Source organism: Streptomyces sp. Ru72, assembly GCF_002920635.1.
In the GTDB taxonomy this organism is placed as follows: domain Bacteria; phylum Actinomycetota; class Actinomycetes; order Streptomycetales; family Streptomycetaceae; genus Streptomyces.
Genome location: NZ_PQSR01000057.1, coordinates 17,599 through 31,952, shown reverse-complemented (window position 1 = coordinate 31,952; position 14,354 = coordinate 17,599). Strand labels below are relative to the sequence as shown.

Here is a 14,354-nt window from a genome sequence, read left to right as displayed (position 1 = left end):
CTCCGAGAGCCTCCTGAGCTGGGCGAGTCGATCGCGGCGTGCAGGGCGACCTCACTCGCGGCGCAGTCCCGCGACCCCGTGGGACACGCCGAACGGCACACCTGTGGGGTGTGCCGTTGATGTCTGTGGCGTGACCCGGGGACGGCGGGACAGTGAGCCCCGCCGTCCCTCGAGGTGTCAGCGGACGGTGGCGCGGGCGGCCCGCTCGATGACGTCGGCGACGAGGTGGGGATGGGAGACGGCCACGGAGTGGGAGGCGGCCACCTCGGTGGTGTGCGCGTGGGCGCGCTTGGCCATGTAGCGCTGGACGGCCGGAGGGATGTTGAGGTCTTCGGTGGTGACGACGTCCCAGCTGGGCTTGGTCTTCCAGGCGGCGGTGGTGGCCTTCTCCTCCAGGGCGGCCTGGGCGATGGGGCGCTGTTCGGCGGCCATGAGGGCGGCCTGAGCGGCGGGGACGTCGGCGGCGAACTGGTGGTGGAACTTGACCTGTTGGATGTACAGGTCGGTGGCAGCGGTGCCGTCGGCCTGCTTGTAGGTGACCGGGTCGAGGGCGGCGGGGAGGGTGGAGCCCGGGTACTTATTGGTGAGCTCCAGGGCGCTCTCTCCGGGCGCCGGGAGGAAGGCCGCGACGTAGACGAGGGCCTTGACCTGGGGGTCGTTGGTGGCGGCCTCGCTGATGACGTTGCCGCCGTAGGAGTGGCCGACCACGATCTTGGGGCCCTTGATGTGGTCGAGGACGGTGCGCAGGGCCGCGGCGTCGGAGGCGGGGCCGCGCAGGGGGTTGGCGGCGGCGACCACAGGGTAGCCGTCGGCGCGCAGGTCGGCGATGACACCGTTCCAGCTCGAGCCGTCGGCGAATGCGCCGTGCTCGAGGACGATGGTCGGCTTGACGTGTCTGCCGGCTCCGGCGGCTTCGGAAGACTTGGTCGCGCCGTTGGCGGTGCCGCTGAGGGTGAACGCGCCGAGCGCGAGCCCCGCCGTGAGCGCCGAGGACATACCCGTCACCACTCGCTTGCGTCCACCCTTGATGCTCACCACGACAAACCCCTTTCAGGCAGTTACAGGTTTCAGGTTTCAGGCGGTTCGACGATTGCCGGTCGACTGCGGCGGCATTCGTCACCGTCTTGACAGGTGATGAATCTGTCAGGTCAGCCATCACCTGTCAAGGAGGTGACTCGCTGCGTCCCCGCGGCCGCTGCGTTGCTGGGTTCGCGCGGAGACATGTGCGCAGAAGGGGAGGTGTCATGAGCGGCGTCGAGGCCGCGCCTCTATGGGTGCGCCGGGACTCGAACGCGCGGCCGGGAAGGGCACCTGCCCTTCCCGGCCGCGTGGTTGTTCGCGACTCGCCGCGCCGTGCGTCGTCTCACCTCGTCGTAGGCGTCTCGTCGTCCGCTTGTGCCCATGCGTCCCGCATAAATGAAGTCGGCCAGTGCCGCCGCGCAGCCGGCGCCTCCCTCATCTTCGGGCTCGCCATCCGGGCGTCGCCGCCACACCGGACTCGGTGATCCGGTCCAGGGAGACGGCCATGTGGACAGGGTCGGTGGCCCTCATGGACGGCAGCACCACCGCGTCCGTTGCCACGAGGTCACGCAGCTGCGCGGCGGTCACACCGTTCCTGTGGACTTCGCTCGTCCGGGACCGTTCCTCGCAGCGGCCGACGCGGTGTGTCGGTTGCCGCGTCGGTGGTCGTCGCGGGGGTTCAGAGGTGGTCGGCGTCGACGATGGCCTGGGCGAAGGCGGTGGGTGCTTCCTGCGGCAGGTTGTGGCCGATGTTCGCGATGGTGCGGTGCTCGTAGGGCCCGGTGAAGTGGTTGCGGTAGGACGTGCCGTCGCCGGGCGGGGTGAAAGGGTCGAGGGCGGGGTCGAGGGTGACGGTCGGAACGTGGATGGAGGGCTGGGCCGCGAGCTGCTTCTCGTAGCGGTCGTAGCGGCGTTCGCCCTCGATGAGGCCGATGCGCCAGCGGTAGTTGTAAAGGACGATGGCGGCGTAGTCGGGGTTCTTGAAAGCCTGGGCGGTGCGCTGGAAGGTGGCGTCGTCGAAGTCCCAGTTGGGGGAGACGAGGGTCCACACGTAGCGGCACAGGGCGATGCGCTGCTCCTCGTTCTCCATGGCCTGCTTGCCGCGATCGGTGGCGAAGTACCACTGGTACCACCAGTTGTGCTCGACGGCCGGGGCCGCCGGCGTCAGCTGTGCCTTGACGTTGGTGATCACGTAGCCGGTGGTGGAGACCAGGGACTTGACGCGTTCGGGCCACAGCGCGGCGATGATGTCGGCGGTGCGCGAGCCCCAGTCGAAGCCGGCGAGCACGGCCTTCTCTATCTTGAGGGCGTCCATCAGCGCGATGATGTCGAGCGCGATCGCGGACTGCTCGGCGTTGCGCGGGGTGTGCCGGGACAGGAAGCGGGTGCTGCCGTGGCCGCGCAGGTAGGGAACGATGACGCGGTAGCCCAGGTCGGCGAGGAGCGGGGCGACATCGACGTAGCTGTGGATGTCGTACGGCCAGCCGTGCAGGCAGATGACGACCGGGCCGTGGGAGGGTCCGGCCTCGGCGTAACCGATGTCGAGGACACCCGCCTTGACCTGCTTGAGCGTGCGAAAGCCGGTGTGGGTGCCGGGTGTGATGGTGGGCACGGTGGGGGTGGGTGCGCCGCTCGGCTGGGGGGAGGCGGTCGCGCCGGTGGCGGCGGACGCGTCGGTCTGCAGGCCGGACAGTGAGACCGCGGCCGCGCCGGTGCCCAGGCCGACGGCCTTGCTGAAGGTACGCCTGTTGATCATGTGAAAACCTCCGTCGTTTCGGTGACCGGCTCTCGCCCGGGACCTCCCGCTCACACCGGCGGAACGAGATCGTCGCGGCGCCTTGGCGCGATGACCCTCGCACGCGCTTCGTCACCTCTCAAATAGGTGACGGCGATCGTTCTGGTGCGCTGAACGGCAGGTTCGGGACTGTTGCTTCCGCGGGGTCGGCCGACGCCACATGCGGTAGGCCGATGCGCATACTCTCGTCCGTGGTGAAAGCAGGCACATCAGTCATGTGACGGTGCATCGCGGACGAGGGCAACCGGTGGGTGTGAGGCATCGGCCTGCTGTCCGCGTCGCAGGTGGGGGCACCGGGCAACTCCACCGTCGTGGGAGTCTCCCCTTCTTCTCCCGGCTCCGACCTCTGGAAGCTTGGGTCATTCGACTGAGCCGACCGCCTCGGCGCCGTTCGAAAACGTGCCGACCGTCACGTCGGCATCGCCCGGGGATCAGGTGTGTCTGGCCGGTGAGACACCAGGTTCACCTCGGCGATACGGGTGTCCCGGCGCCGGTGGGCGGCGTCGTCGGCGAGCACGCGTGCCGTAAGCATCGTTCGCGAAAAGGATCATTGCTGTCCCGCCACACTTATGTGCAGCTAATCCATGGAACTGCTACAGTGAAGTGACAGTTATTGAGAGCGAGTGGTCCGGACACACCGACCACACCGGAAGAGAGAAAGCACATGATCACGTACGACCGGCTTTTCATCGGCGGTTCCTGGGTGGCGCCGAGCGACCCGGAGCTGCTCGACATCGCCTCGCCGCACGACCGGTCGGTGGTCGGCCGTGCGGCGCAGGCGCAGGCGGCGGACATCGACCGCGCGGTCGCCGCCGCGCGGTCGTCCTTCGAGGCGGGCGCGTGGCGTCTGAGCCCACCGGCGGAGCGGATCGCGGTCCTGCGCCGGTTCAACGCACTGCGCGAGGAGAACGCGGAGAAGATCGCGCACCTGATCTCGCTGGAGAACGGTTCGGCCGGCTGGTTCACCCGCGCCGGACAGCCCGGTCTGACCCGGCAGGCGAACGCCTACCTGAAGGCGGCGGAGGAGTTCGGCTGGGAGGAGACGCTTCAGCCCTCCGGCCCTGCGTCGCCGGTGCGCAGCGTGGTGCGTCGTGAGGCGATCGGCGTGGTGGCCGCGGTGATCCCGTGGAACTCGCCGTTCTCCTCGGCCACCTCGAAGATCATCCCGGCCCTGGTCGCCGGCAATTCCGTGGTTCTCAAGGTGTCGCCGGAGAATTCGCTGAGCATGGGTTTCCTGGCCGAGCTGCTGGAGCGGGTGGGCCTGCCCGAGGGCGTGATCAGCGTCCTGCCCGCGGACCGGGAGACCAGTGAGTACCTGGTGTCGCACAAGGAGGTCGACAAGATCGCCTTCACCGGCTCGACGCGGGCCGGCCGCCGCATCGCCTCGATCGCGGGCGAGCAGCTCAAGCGGGTCAGTCTGGAGCTGGGCGGCAAGTCCGCCGCCATCATCCTGCCCGACGCGGACATCGAGAAGGCGGTCGCGGGTGTGAAGTTCGGCTCCCTGCTCAACAACGGCGAGTCGTGCATCGCCCAGACCCGGATCCTCGCGCCGCGCGGCCGTTACGAGGAGGTCGTGGCCGCACTGAAGGACCTGGTGGAGTCACTCAAGGTCGGCGACCCGAACGACCCCGACACCTTCATCGGCCCGATGATCCGCCCCGACCAGCAGGAGCGGGTGCGCGACTACATCCAGCTCGGCATCGAGGAGGGCGCCCGCCTGGTCACCGGCGGCCCGCAGATCCCCGAGGGCCTGGAGGCGGGCAACTACGTCACGCCCACAGTCTTCGCCGACGTCGACAACTCCATGCGCATCGCGCAGGAGGAGATCTTCGGCCCGGTCCTGGTCGTCATCGCCTACGACGACGAGGACGAGGCCGTCCGCATCGCCAACGACTCCGAGTACGGCCTCTCCGGCGGCGTCTGGTCCTCCGACGAGGAGCACGCCCTGGCTGTCGCCCGCCGCGTGCGCACCGGCACCATCAGCATCAACGGCGCCTCCATCGCCTTCGACGGCCCGTTCGGCGGCTACAAGGCCAGCGGCATCGGCCGCGAGTACGGCGCGGTCGGCCTCGGCACATACACCGAGTACAAGACCATCACCGTCTGATCCGGTCGTGCGACACGGACCGCGGACAGATCGCTGTCGGCGGCAGGTGGACCCGACCACCTGCCGCCGACGCGACGTTTCCCGTCTCGCTCTCGGCCGGACCGTCGCCGAGAGGATCTCGCAGGGCGGGCGCGCCGCCGGCGGGCACACGGCCCACCCCTTGGCGCGGTTCGCCGCAACACGTGGGCGGAGACGACCGCGAAAAGACATCAGTCACCGCCTTGACCGGTGACATAAAGAGATGCCATGATTTCGTCACCTCCTCAACCAGTGACGGAATCGGTGTCCTGGTCGGGAAGGCACCCAAGACCTCTTGACCCGGATCGGGAGCACCAGTCATGGCAGTCAGCTACACCGCCGTTGTCGACGTCGACGGAGAGGGCCGGAACGGGGGACACGTCCGTTCCTCCGACGGCCTGCTGGAGACCAGCCTCGCTCTCCCCAAGGAACTCGGCGGCGCCGGCACCGCGACCAACCCCGAGCAACTGCTGGCCGCCGGCTGGGCCGCCTGCTTCCTCGGCGCCCTGCGTCGCGCCGCCACCCAGCGCAGGATCCGGCTGACCAGCACCACCATCACGGCCGAGATCACCCTCACCCACGGCGACGACGGGGAGTTCTCCCTCTCCGCGGTCCTCAACCCCGTCCTCGGCGGCGTGGACCAGGCCACCGCCGAGGAACTCGCGCACGCCGCCCACCAGATCTGCCCCTACTCCAAGGCCACGCGCGACAACATCCCCGTCGTCATCAACGCCGGCACCGCCGCCTGACCCGTCCCCCGAGGGCCGCGGGTCCCGTGCCACTTCCCCCGGCACGGGACCCGCTCCCCTCTCGGCCGGCCCACACACCTATCGAAGAGCGAAGGCAGGACATGACCGCCACGGCGCACACACACGCAGGGCACGTCAGGCTCCGGCGTCCCGCCCACGTCAGCGTCTCCGCCGCCGTCCCCGCCGAGCGGCCGTGCCCGAACCCGGCAGACTCCGAGGGGCGTGCCCGGCCCACCGGCGCGCAGGTGTGGACCTGGGCGGAGAGCGTGGTGCTCTCTGGATACGGTCCGCCCGCATCCAGCCTCCTCTGACGGGCGGCGCTGAAGGCCCACGATCCCCACCGGGCAGCCGCACCCAGGGTTGCCGCCGCTGGACTGCCGTGCAGGCGCATGTGAGTGGAGCGCCCAACCCTCACACGTATGCGAAGACTCCCGGCTGCCGGTTGCCTCGGTAACGCATCGGTCACCACCCTCGGAGCGGGCCGGTGGGACACCTCAGGAGGCCACACGGCTTAAGGGGCCCGCGACGGAGGACCGGCAGGACCACACCGTCAGGTGACTGATGCGGCACGCATCGCTCGCGGCCGACAGTGAGGGCCGGCGCTCACGGCGTGAACGTGAGCGCGGGTAGCGGTGCGGTCACGGTGCTCACAGCGGGGCTCACGCTCGGCATGTTCGTCTCCGGTGGCACCGCCCACCGATCCCAGCCATCCGATTGTCCGAACCACCGAAAGCAGGATCACAGCCGTGGACATGAAGCTCGAAGTCGTCGTTCTCCCGGTGTCCGACGTGGACCGTGCCAAGCGCTTCTACGCGGAGCGGCTCGGCTGGCGCCTCGACGCCGACTTCCCCATCGACGACGGCTACCGGATCGTGCAGGTGACCCCGCCCGGCTCCGAGTGCTCGATCATCTTCGGCGAGGGTCTCACCCGGCAGGAGGAGGGCACGCTCCACGGCCTGCAGCTGACCGTCACCGACATCGTCGAGGCCCAGAAGGAGCTGGAGTCCCGCGGTGTGGAGGTCCACGGCCCGTTCCGCGACGAGACCGGCGCCTTCCATCACGCCGGTGACTCCCACCGGGTTCCCGGCCTGCACCCCGAGCGGGCCAGCTACGGCACCTTCGCCGCCTTCAAGGACCTGGACGGCAACGAGTGGTACCTCCAGGAGGTCACCGAACGCGCCCCCGGCCGCTGAGACCCGGTCCCGGCGCGGCCGGCCTCCACCGCCGCGCCGGAACCGCCGTCACGACACCCGTCCGCCGACCCCGTCCACCGGCCGACGTCCATCCATCGGAGCACACATGACGACCGAGAACACCCGCACCTACGACGTCATCGTGATCGGCGCGGGGCCCGTCGGCGAGAACGTCGCGGACCGCACCAGCGCCGCGGGCCTGAGCACCGTCATCGTGGAGAGCGAACTCGCCGGCGGCGAATGCTCGTACTGGGCCTGCGAACCCAGCAAGGCATTGCTGCGCCCGGCCCTGCTCCGCGCCGACGCCGTACACGTTCCCGGGCTCGGCCACGCCGTCAGGGGCCCGCTGGACACCGAGGCCGTCCTGGCGCACCGCGACCGCATGTCCGCCGACTGGAAGGACGACGGCCAGGTCGAGTGGATCAAGTCAGCAGGCATCGACCTGCTGCGCGGTCACGGACGCCTGGCCGGGGAGCGCGAGGTTTCGGTGCAGACCCCGGCCGGCCATACCCTCCGGCTACGTGCCCGGCACGCCGTCGCCCTGTGCACGGGCAGCCGCGCGGCCCTGCCCCCGCTGCCCGGGATCGAGAACCTGAGGCCCTGGACCAGCCGGGAGGCGACCAGTGCCCGGAAGCCGCCCCGCCGCCTGGCGGTCGCCGGCGCCGGTGTGGTGGGCGTCGAGATGGCCACCGCCTGGCAGGCGCTGGGAAGCCGGGTGACCCTGCTCGCCCGGGGGGAGCGGCTGCTGCCGCGCATGGAGCCCTTCGCGGGGGAACTGGTCACCGAGCGGCTGCGGGAAGCCGGCGCGGACGTGCGGTTCAACGTCTCCGTCGTCGCAGCGGAGCGGGCACGCGACGGAGAGGTCCGGACCACCCTCTCGGACGGCGGCGAACTGACCGCCGACGAGATCCTCTTCGCCACCGGCCGCGCCCCGCGCTCGGAGGACGTCGGGCTCGACACTGTGGGACTGGCCCCGGGTGACTGGATCGCCACCGACGACAGCCTGACGGTCACCGCCGTGCCCGGGAACTGGCTGTACGCCGTCGGAGACGTCAATCGCCGGGCGCTCTTCACCCACCAGGGAAAGTACCAGGCCCGCATCGCCGGTGCCGTGATCGGTGCCCGGGCCCGCGGCGAGGAACTGGACACCGGCCGCTGGGCGCCGCACAGCAGCACGGCTGACACCGAGGCCGTCCCGGGCGTCGTCTTCACCGATCCCGAGGTCGCCTCCGTGGGTCTGACCGTCCGCGAGGCCGAGCGCGCCGGTCGCGCCGTCGAGGTCGTCGACTACGAGATCGGCCACCTCGCGGGCGCCCTCCAGTACCGCCCCGACTACCGGGGCAAGGCGCGCGTTCTCATCGACCGGGACCGTCAGGTCGTCGTCGGTGCCACCTTCGCCGGGCCGGGCGTCGGCGAACTGCTCTACTCGGCCACCGTCGCCATCACCGCGGAGGTGCCCGTCGAGCGCCTCTGGCACGCCGTGCCCGCTTTCCCCACGATCAGCGAGGTGTGGCTGCGTCTGCTGGAGATCAGGAGGGACTCATGAACACCGCACGCGACCTCGCGCTGGTCGCCCTGGGACTGCCGCCCGACCGGCCGGTGGAACAGGGCGACCTCTCCCTCGCACTGGCGGGGGCGGAGGCGGTCGATCTGCTGGAGAGCGGGGCGCTGACGCTTGACGGCGACCGCATGGTGCCCGGTCCGAGGGTGGCGACGGGCGACCGTCTGCTGGATCAGGCTTTCGCCTCGCTCCTACGGCGGGAGCCGTACGAGACGGTCGAGGACTGGCTGTGGCGCCGCGGCAGCGCACTCGCCGCGGCCTACGCCGACGACCTGGAGCGGGCCGGGCTCAGCGGCCACCCGCGGGGTGACGGGCTTCGGAGGCGGTTCACGCGGACCGTGTCGGCCGATTCCCCGGAGCGCCGTCGGGCGGAGGAGCGCCGGGCCTCGGGCGATCCGCTCCTCGCCGCTCTGACGGCCGTCCTGAGGATCGGGGGCACCCCGTCGGACGCCCGCGAGAGTCCGGACGGGGACGCGGTGAACACGGTGCTGGCCGCCGTCGGGGACGCGGTGACGGAGTTGGAGGCCGTACGGTTGCGCCGGGGTGTCGAGGGCGGCGCGTTCGACAACATATGGCGGGGGTAGCAATCCTGCGGCGTCCAGCCGCACGGGCCACCGGGACGAGCGGAGGTGTCAGCGGGCCACGCGCGACGTGACGAGGGTGTACATGACGGAACGCTGCTGCTTGTGACGCTGGATGCGTCCCTTTGCGACCAGGGATTCGAGGGTGTTCCGCACCACCTGCGGCGTCGGGTTGCGGTCCGGGTACTTCTCCAGAAGTTCGTCCCGCAGTTCCTTCGCCAGGCGCGGCCCCTCGTGCTTGCCGAGCAGCTCCAACAGGAGGTCACCGAGCAGAGGCCGACGCGACTTCCCCTTCGCGCCGGCCTTCGCCGCGTCACCCGCCGGAGCGGTCCTGGCCGAGGTCGAGCGTCGCGCGGCGGCTCCGGTAGGGGCTCGCTTCGCCTTTACGGCGACGGGCTCGTCCTGCAACTGCTCGGGCAGGCGTGACAGGTCCGCGACGCCCTTGTACCGCTGAGCGAGGCTCAGGATGTCCGACAGGAGGGCCTCCTCCTGCTTCAGCACCGTGAGCCTTTCCGTCAGCTCCTGCTGTTGACGGCGGTTCTCCTCCAGGTCCGACGCGGCTTGTTCCACCAACCGCGATCGGAGCGGGACGGCTGATCGGCTGGTCACAACCGTTTCACTCCCTCGATATGGATGATGTCGCGCATGGTACTCATGCCGAGGGTCCCGTGCGGACACCTGTCGACGCCAGATGCTTCGCCGGGCATGTGCACTGTTCACGATAAGCGCCGATGTGCCTGCGCATGTAGCTGGTGCCGCCTGTTCCTCAGCCGCTCAAGGCACGCAGCCGCCCCGCGCACGAGGCTCCGTCGCACAGACTGCCCGGCAAACGTGTGACAGAACCTTCGAGCCGCCGAGCCATGTATTTCTGCCGGGAGTCCTCGAAGCGGTTGCCGGACGGGCGCGGTGCGCCGGACCTTTCGGCCTGCTGTCACGTTGCCCCGGCTTGAGGCTCCGCCGTTTCGGACACGCGGACGACGGGACCGGTACGGGGCCTCCGGAGTCGGCCACGTTCCCCTGGCCGGAGCCCGTCCCCGCGTCAGCGGTCCGAGTCCCCCCTCAGGGCCGGCGACGTGCGGGGCGCGTCGATGCACAGGTTCCGCGAGACCATCGCAGTGCTTGCGGGCGCTTGTACCGGTAAGCGCCGAGACCGCACGATGCACGCGGCCAAGGGTCAGCGCGCGGTCACGACGGACGCGCTCTTCTTGCGTGCGCGGTAGGCGGCGGCCTTGTACTTGTTGCCGCAGGACTCCATGCCGCACCACTGCCGCCGCATGCCTCGTGACCGGTCGATGTACACGCGCGTGCACTCGGGGTTGCCGCACTCCTTCAGCAGGGGGACGTCCGGGCCGCTGAGCAGTTCGACGGCCTGCCGGGCGACGGTGGCCAGAGCCTGCTCGGGGGTCGCCTCGGTATGCCGGCCCGTGAGGGTGAGCTGCGGTGTCGCGGGGGTCTTGCGCGCGGCGCCGTTGACCACGGCGAGTGCCTGACGGTCGAACTCCTCACCGAGCCGGCGGTTGGTGACGAGCCGGTAGAGCGCTTCCCGCACGGCGATCGCCTCCCGGACGTCGTCCTCCTCGCCGGGCGTGATCGTGTCCACGAGTCCGGACTCCAGGTACCAGGCGTTGAGCCGCTCCGGGGTCACGAACATCTCGAAACGGGTCGAGCGCCGGGCGCGAAGGGTGGCTGCGAAGTCGAGCGCCGGGTGCCCGCATACGAAGACATGGTTAAGATTCACATCACCATTTTGACGGGTGACGCCCATGGAGTGCAAGAACCGTCACCAGAACCCTCACCCCTCCCCACGTTCTTCTCCGGTACCCGGGCCGAGCACGGCCTCCGAGTTCGACGCACAGGGGGGTGGGCAGGTGCCCGGTCGGCTCGTCGACGAGCAGCGCCGACGGCCGCCCGCATGAGCAGCGCGGCCAGCGCCGGCCGACCGCGCTGCCCGCCGGAGAGGAGCCGAGCGTGCGGTCGTGCCCGGCCGTGCCGAGGACGCGGCCGGGGGCGTCCTCCGGGACGCGGGACAGCTCCTCGCCCAGCCCGTCCAGCTCCGCGAGGTCCTCGCGGGCCTCCCGCAGCGCGTCGTCGAGCACCACGGTGAGGGTCGAGTCGGCGACGCTTCCCGCGTCGGGTTCGTCCTCGCCGGCGAGCACCGCCTGCACGGTGGACTTTCCTGCGCCGTTCTCCCCGATCAGGCCGATGCGGTGGCCGCGGGAGGCGGTCAGGGAGACGCCGTCGAGGACACGTCGGCCGCCCGGGGAGCGACCAGGTCATGGGCGAGCGCCTTCGGGCCGCGGCACAGGAATCCGTTCCATGTGATCGGTGGTCGGCCCGCCGGGCGCACGGCCTCGGACGCGGGCCGCCGCACGCTCCGGCAGCTCACACCGCGGGGGTCCCTGTCTCCTTGAGCACGCCGTCGGCCAGTCGCAGCCAGCGGCTGACCCCGATCTCGGCAAGGAAGCGTTCGTCGTGGCTGACCACCATGAAGGCACCCTGATAGGAGTTGAGCGCGCCCTCCAACTGCCCCACGCTGACGAGGTCGAGGTTGTTGGTCGGCTCGTCGAGCAGCAGCAGATGGGGGGCCGGCTCCGAGCACAGTACGCAGGCCAGGGTGGCGCGCAGCCGTTCACCGCCGGAGAGCACCCCGACCGGCAGGTGCGCCCGGGCACCCCGGAAGAGGAAGCGGGCGAGCAGGTTCATCCGCTCCGCCTCGGGCCGCTCGGGGGCGAACGCGGCGAAGTTGTCCGCCACGGTGCGGTCCAGGTCAAGCAGGTCCAGGCGCTGCGACAGGTAGGCGATCCGGCCGTCGTTGCGCTTGATCTCCCCGCCGTCCGGGGCGAGTTCCCCGGTGATCAGGCGCATGAGCGTGGTCTTGCCCGCGCCGTTGGGGCCGGTCAGCGCGATGCGCTCCGGGCCCCGGATGGTCAGGTCGACACCGCCCTCTGCGAACACGGCCTTGTCTCCAAGACACACCTGCATCTCTACGCCGAGGAACACGTTGCGACCGGAGGGCACCTTGGTGTCGGGCAGTTCCAGGGTGAGGCGCTGCTCCTCGCGTAGCGCGCGTCCGGCTTCGTCGAGGCGGGCCTTGGCCTCGCTGACCCGGGCCGCGTGCATCTGCCCGGCCCGGCCCGCGGACTCCTGCGCGCCCCGCTTCATGTTGCCGGCGAAGATGCGGGGCAGACCGGCGTTCTTGAGATTGCGCGCGGCGTTGCTCGCTCGGCGCTCGGCGCGTTCACGGGCCTGCTGCATCTCCCGTTTCTCCCGCCTCAGCTCCTGCTCCGCGTTGCGGACTTTCTTCTCGGCGACCTCCTGCTCGGCGCGGACGGCCTCCTCGTACTCGGTGAAGTTGCCGCCGTACAGGCGCAGTTCGTCGCTGCCGAGTTCGGCGACGCGTTCCATGCGGTCGAGCAGCGCGCGGTCGTGGCTGACCAGGAGCAGGCATCCGTTGAAGTCCGACAGCACGTCGTACAGCTTGTGCCGGGCCTCCAGGTCGAGGTTGTTGGTGGGCTCGTCGAGCAGGAGCACGTCGGGGCGCTTGAGCAGCTGGGCGGCGAGGCCGAGCGAGACGACCTGGCCGCCGCTGAGCGTGCTCAGGCCGCGGTCCAGGGTGAGGTCGGCCAGCCCGAGACGCTCGAGTTGGGCGCGGGTGCGCTCCTCGATGTCCCAGTCGTCGCCGATGGTGGTGAAGTGCTCCTCGCTGACGTCGCCGGACTCCACGGCGTCCAGGGCACGGATGACCTCGGCGATGCCGAGCACCTCGGCGACCGTCAGGTTCCCGATCAGGGGCAGGCTCTGCGGGAGGTAGCCGAGCGTGCCGCCCACGGACACCGAGCCGGTGGCGGGCTTGAGTTCGCCGGCGATCAGCTTGAGGAGGGTGCTCTTGCCGGAGCCGTTGGGGGCGACCAGGCCCGTGCGGCCAGGGGCCACGGTGAAGGACAGGTCATGGAAGACCGGGGTGTCGTCGGGCCAGGAGAAGGAGAGGTTCGAGCAGACGATGGCGGCGTCGGACATGGAAGAGACCTCGGAGGCACTGAGGGCAGAGCTCGGAGTTCTGCCCTGGGCAGACGTGGGAAATGGGGTACGACGAAACGGGCCACCCAGGCAGCGCTCTCTTCAGCGCCGGCCGGTGGCCGTCAGATCCAGGTCTCACCCGGAGATGTCGTCTTCACCCAGCACGTCTGCGACTCCTCGATGCACGGTCTACGTCGCTCAGAGCGTAGCACCTGTCGCCCCGGGCCGGGTCCAGGCCGGCTGGAGCCATGTATGTCTGCCCTAGCGCACATGTCGAGCGGGGCGCATGCCGCACCGTTCCGTGTGTCGTGTTGTTGACAGCCCGAGTCGGCCATACAGGCCATCGTCACCAGTTGAACAGGTGATGACGGGACGATGTGTGACGACGTGGCCCGACAGGGGGTTCACACTGTGGGCCCGCCCGACCGGCGTCGTCTCCCATGCGGCTGGACATCGCCGGGATCGTCATCACTCCGAAGGAGCGCACTGGCCATGGCAGGAAAGCCGAGGCCGAGGGCCGAGGGCGCACCCGTGGGACGGCGGGCGATGCTGGGCATGCTCGGTGCGGGTGCCGCGGGGCTCGCCGCCGCGCCCCGTCTCCAGCGTGGCTGGGAGGGGTTCCTGGGCGCCGCCTCCCAGGTCGACCCCACCGGGCTGACCGGCCTGCTGCCCAATCCGGGCGGCTTCCGGTACTACAGCGTCGTCGGCTCGGTGCCGCACAAGGACGAGATGAACTACCAACTCACGGTCGGCGGACTGGTGGAGAAGCCGCGGACCTACACGCTCGCCGACCTGCGCGCGATGCCGCAGACCCGGGTCGTCCATGACGTGCTGTGCACGGACGGATGGCGTGTGGACAAGACGCCTTTCGAAGGGGTGAAGCCGGCGGGCGTCCTGGACGCCGCCGGGGTGCGCTCCCCGGGCGCGGCGGTCCGCTTCACCTGCTTCGACGGTGCCTACACCGAGAGCCTCACCCTGGGGCGGGCGCGCCGCTCGGACGTCCTGGTGGCACTGGACATGCAGGACCGGCCCCTCGCCCACGACCACGGCGGACCCGGGTCACCGTCCTTCGCCGGGATCCGTGGACGCGGACCGTCAACTGACTGTCGTCGGTTGCTCGGCGTGCCTGCATCGTGGGAACCGGCCGGAGTGTCCGACCGCTGGTTCACCCGAAGTGTGAACCCACCCTTTCGTCACCGCCTTAACCGGTGATAAGGTCCCGATCAGTCCTCGGTGAAACCCGAGGTGTCTCGGGTGGCGCCCAGGTCAGGGAGGCATGGGCGCGGACGTCGTCCGCGATGAGACCGCCGCCC

General features: G+C 70.3%; 12 protein-coding genes and 1 pseudogene. 6 read left to right on the top strand and 7 right to left on the bottom strand.

The genetic code is table 11. The features are described 5' to 3' along the window. Positions 1–177: 177 nt before the first annotated feature. The 3 genes from C3488_RS24240 to C3488_RS24235 all read right to left on the bottom strand — a co-directional run bounded on the left by C3488_RS24240 (position 178) and on the right by C3488_RS24235 (position 2,776). Positions 178–996, bottom strand: a complete 819-nt coding sequence (locus tag C3488_RS24240) for an alpha/beta fold hydrolase (protein WP_103842735.1) — start codon at positions 994–996, stop codon at positions 178–180. A gap of 459 nt (positions 997–1,455) precedes the next feature. Next, positions 1,456–1,608, bottom strand: coding sequence for a hypothetical protein (locus C3488_RS40720; RefSeq protein ID WP_181139172.1), 153 nt, complete (start codon positions 1,606–1,608; stop codon positions 1,456–1,458). A gap of 91 nt (positions 1,609–1,699) precedes the next feature. Further along, complete coding sequence (locus tag C3488_RS24235) at positions 1,700–2,776, bottom strand: alpha/beta fold hydrolase (RefSeq protein ID WP_103842733.1); 1,077 nt, start codon at positions 2,774–2,776, stop codon at positions 1,700–1,702. Between the two features lie 703 nt (positions 2,777–3,479). Between C3488_RS24235 and C3488_RS24230 the strand changes: the two genes are divergently transcribed. The 5 genes from C3488_RS24230 to C3488_RS24205 all read left to right on the top strand — a co-directional run bounded on the left by C3488_RS24230 (position 3,480) and on the right by C3488_RS24205 (position 9,027). Then, entirely contained in the window at positions 3,480–4,922 is a 1,443-nt protein-coding gene (locus tag C3488_RS24230; RefSeq protein WP_103842731.1) for an aldehyde dehydrogenase, read from the top strand. Between the two features lie 338 nt (positions 4,923–5,260). Then, positions 5,261–5,689 (top strand): organic hydroperoxide resistance protein, encoded by a 429-nt coding sequence (locus C3488_RS24225; RefSeq protein WP_103842729.1) that lies wholly within the window; start codon positions 5,261–5,263, stop codon positions 5,687–5,689. 746 nt (positions 5,690–6,435) lie between these two features. Then, positions 6,436–6,882 (top strand): VOC family protein, encoded by a 447-nt coding sequence (locus C3488_RS24215; protein ID WP_103842725.1) that lies wholly within the window; start codon positions 6,436–6,438, stop codon positions 6,880–6,882. Positions 6,883–6,988: 106 nt separating this feature from the next. Then, positions 6,989–8,428 (top strand): NAD(P)/FAD-dependent oxidoreductase, encoded by a 1,440-nt coding sequence (locus tag C3488_RS24210; protein ID WP_103842724.1) that lies wholly within the window; start codon positions 6,989–6,991, stop codon positions 8,426–8,428. Next, positions 8,425–9,027, top strand: a complete 603-nt coding sequence (locus C3488_RS24205) for a GPP34 family phosphoprotein (protein WP_103842722.1) — start codon at positions 8,425–8,427, stop codon at positions 9,025–9,027. Before C3488_RS24210 ends, C3488_RS24205 begins: the two co-directional genes overlap by 4 nt. A gap of 48 nt (positions 9,028–9,075) precedes the next feature. Here the strand turns inward: C3488_RS24205 and C3488_RS24200 are convergent, their stop codons facing one another. The 4 genes and pseudogenes from C3488_RS24200 to abc-f form a co-directional block, all read right to left on the bottom strand. Then, positions 9,076–9,633 (bottom strand): hypothetical protein, encoded by a 558-nt coding sequence (locus C3488_RS24200; RefSeq protein ID WP_181139171.1) that lies wholly within the window; start codon positions 9,631–9,633, stop codon positions 9,076–9,078. Between the two features lie 565 nt (positions 9,634–10,198). Further along, a complete protein-coding gene (locus tag C3488_RS24195) occupies positions 10,199–10,762 on the bottom strand; it encodes an ABATE domain-containing protein (RefSeq protein WP_103842720.1) in 564 nt (187 codons plus the stop codon). 127 nt (positions 10,763–10,889) lie between these two features. Further along, a pseudogene (locus C3488_RS24190) lies at positions 10,890–11,329 on the bottom strand (ATP-binding cassette domain-containing protein); the annotation flags it as partial. A 77-nt stretch (positions 11,330–11,406) separates the two neighbouring features. After that, positions 11,407–13,041, bottom strand: a complete 1,635-nt coding sequence (abc-f, locus tag C3488_RS24185; protein WP_103842718.1) for a ribosomal protection-like ABC-F family protein — start codon at positions 13,039–13,041, stop codon at positions 11,407–11,409. Between the two features lie 492 nt (positions 13,042–13,533). Here abc-f and C3488_RS24180 point away from each other — a divergent pair, with 492 nt between their 5' ends. Continuing rightward, on the top strand, positions 13,534–14,253 hold the full coding sequence (locus C3488_RS24180) for a molybdopterin-dependent oxidoreductase (RefSeq protein ID WP_374955451.1): 720 nt from the start codon (positions 13,534–13,536) through the stop codon (positions 14,251–14,253). The last annotated feature ends 101 nt before the right edge of the window (positions 14,254–14,354 follow it).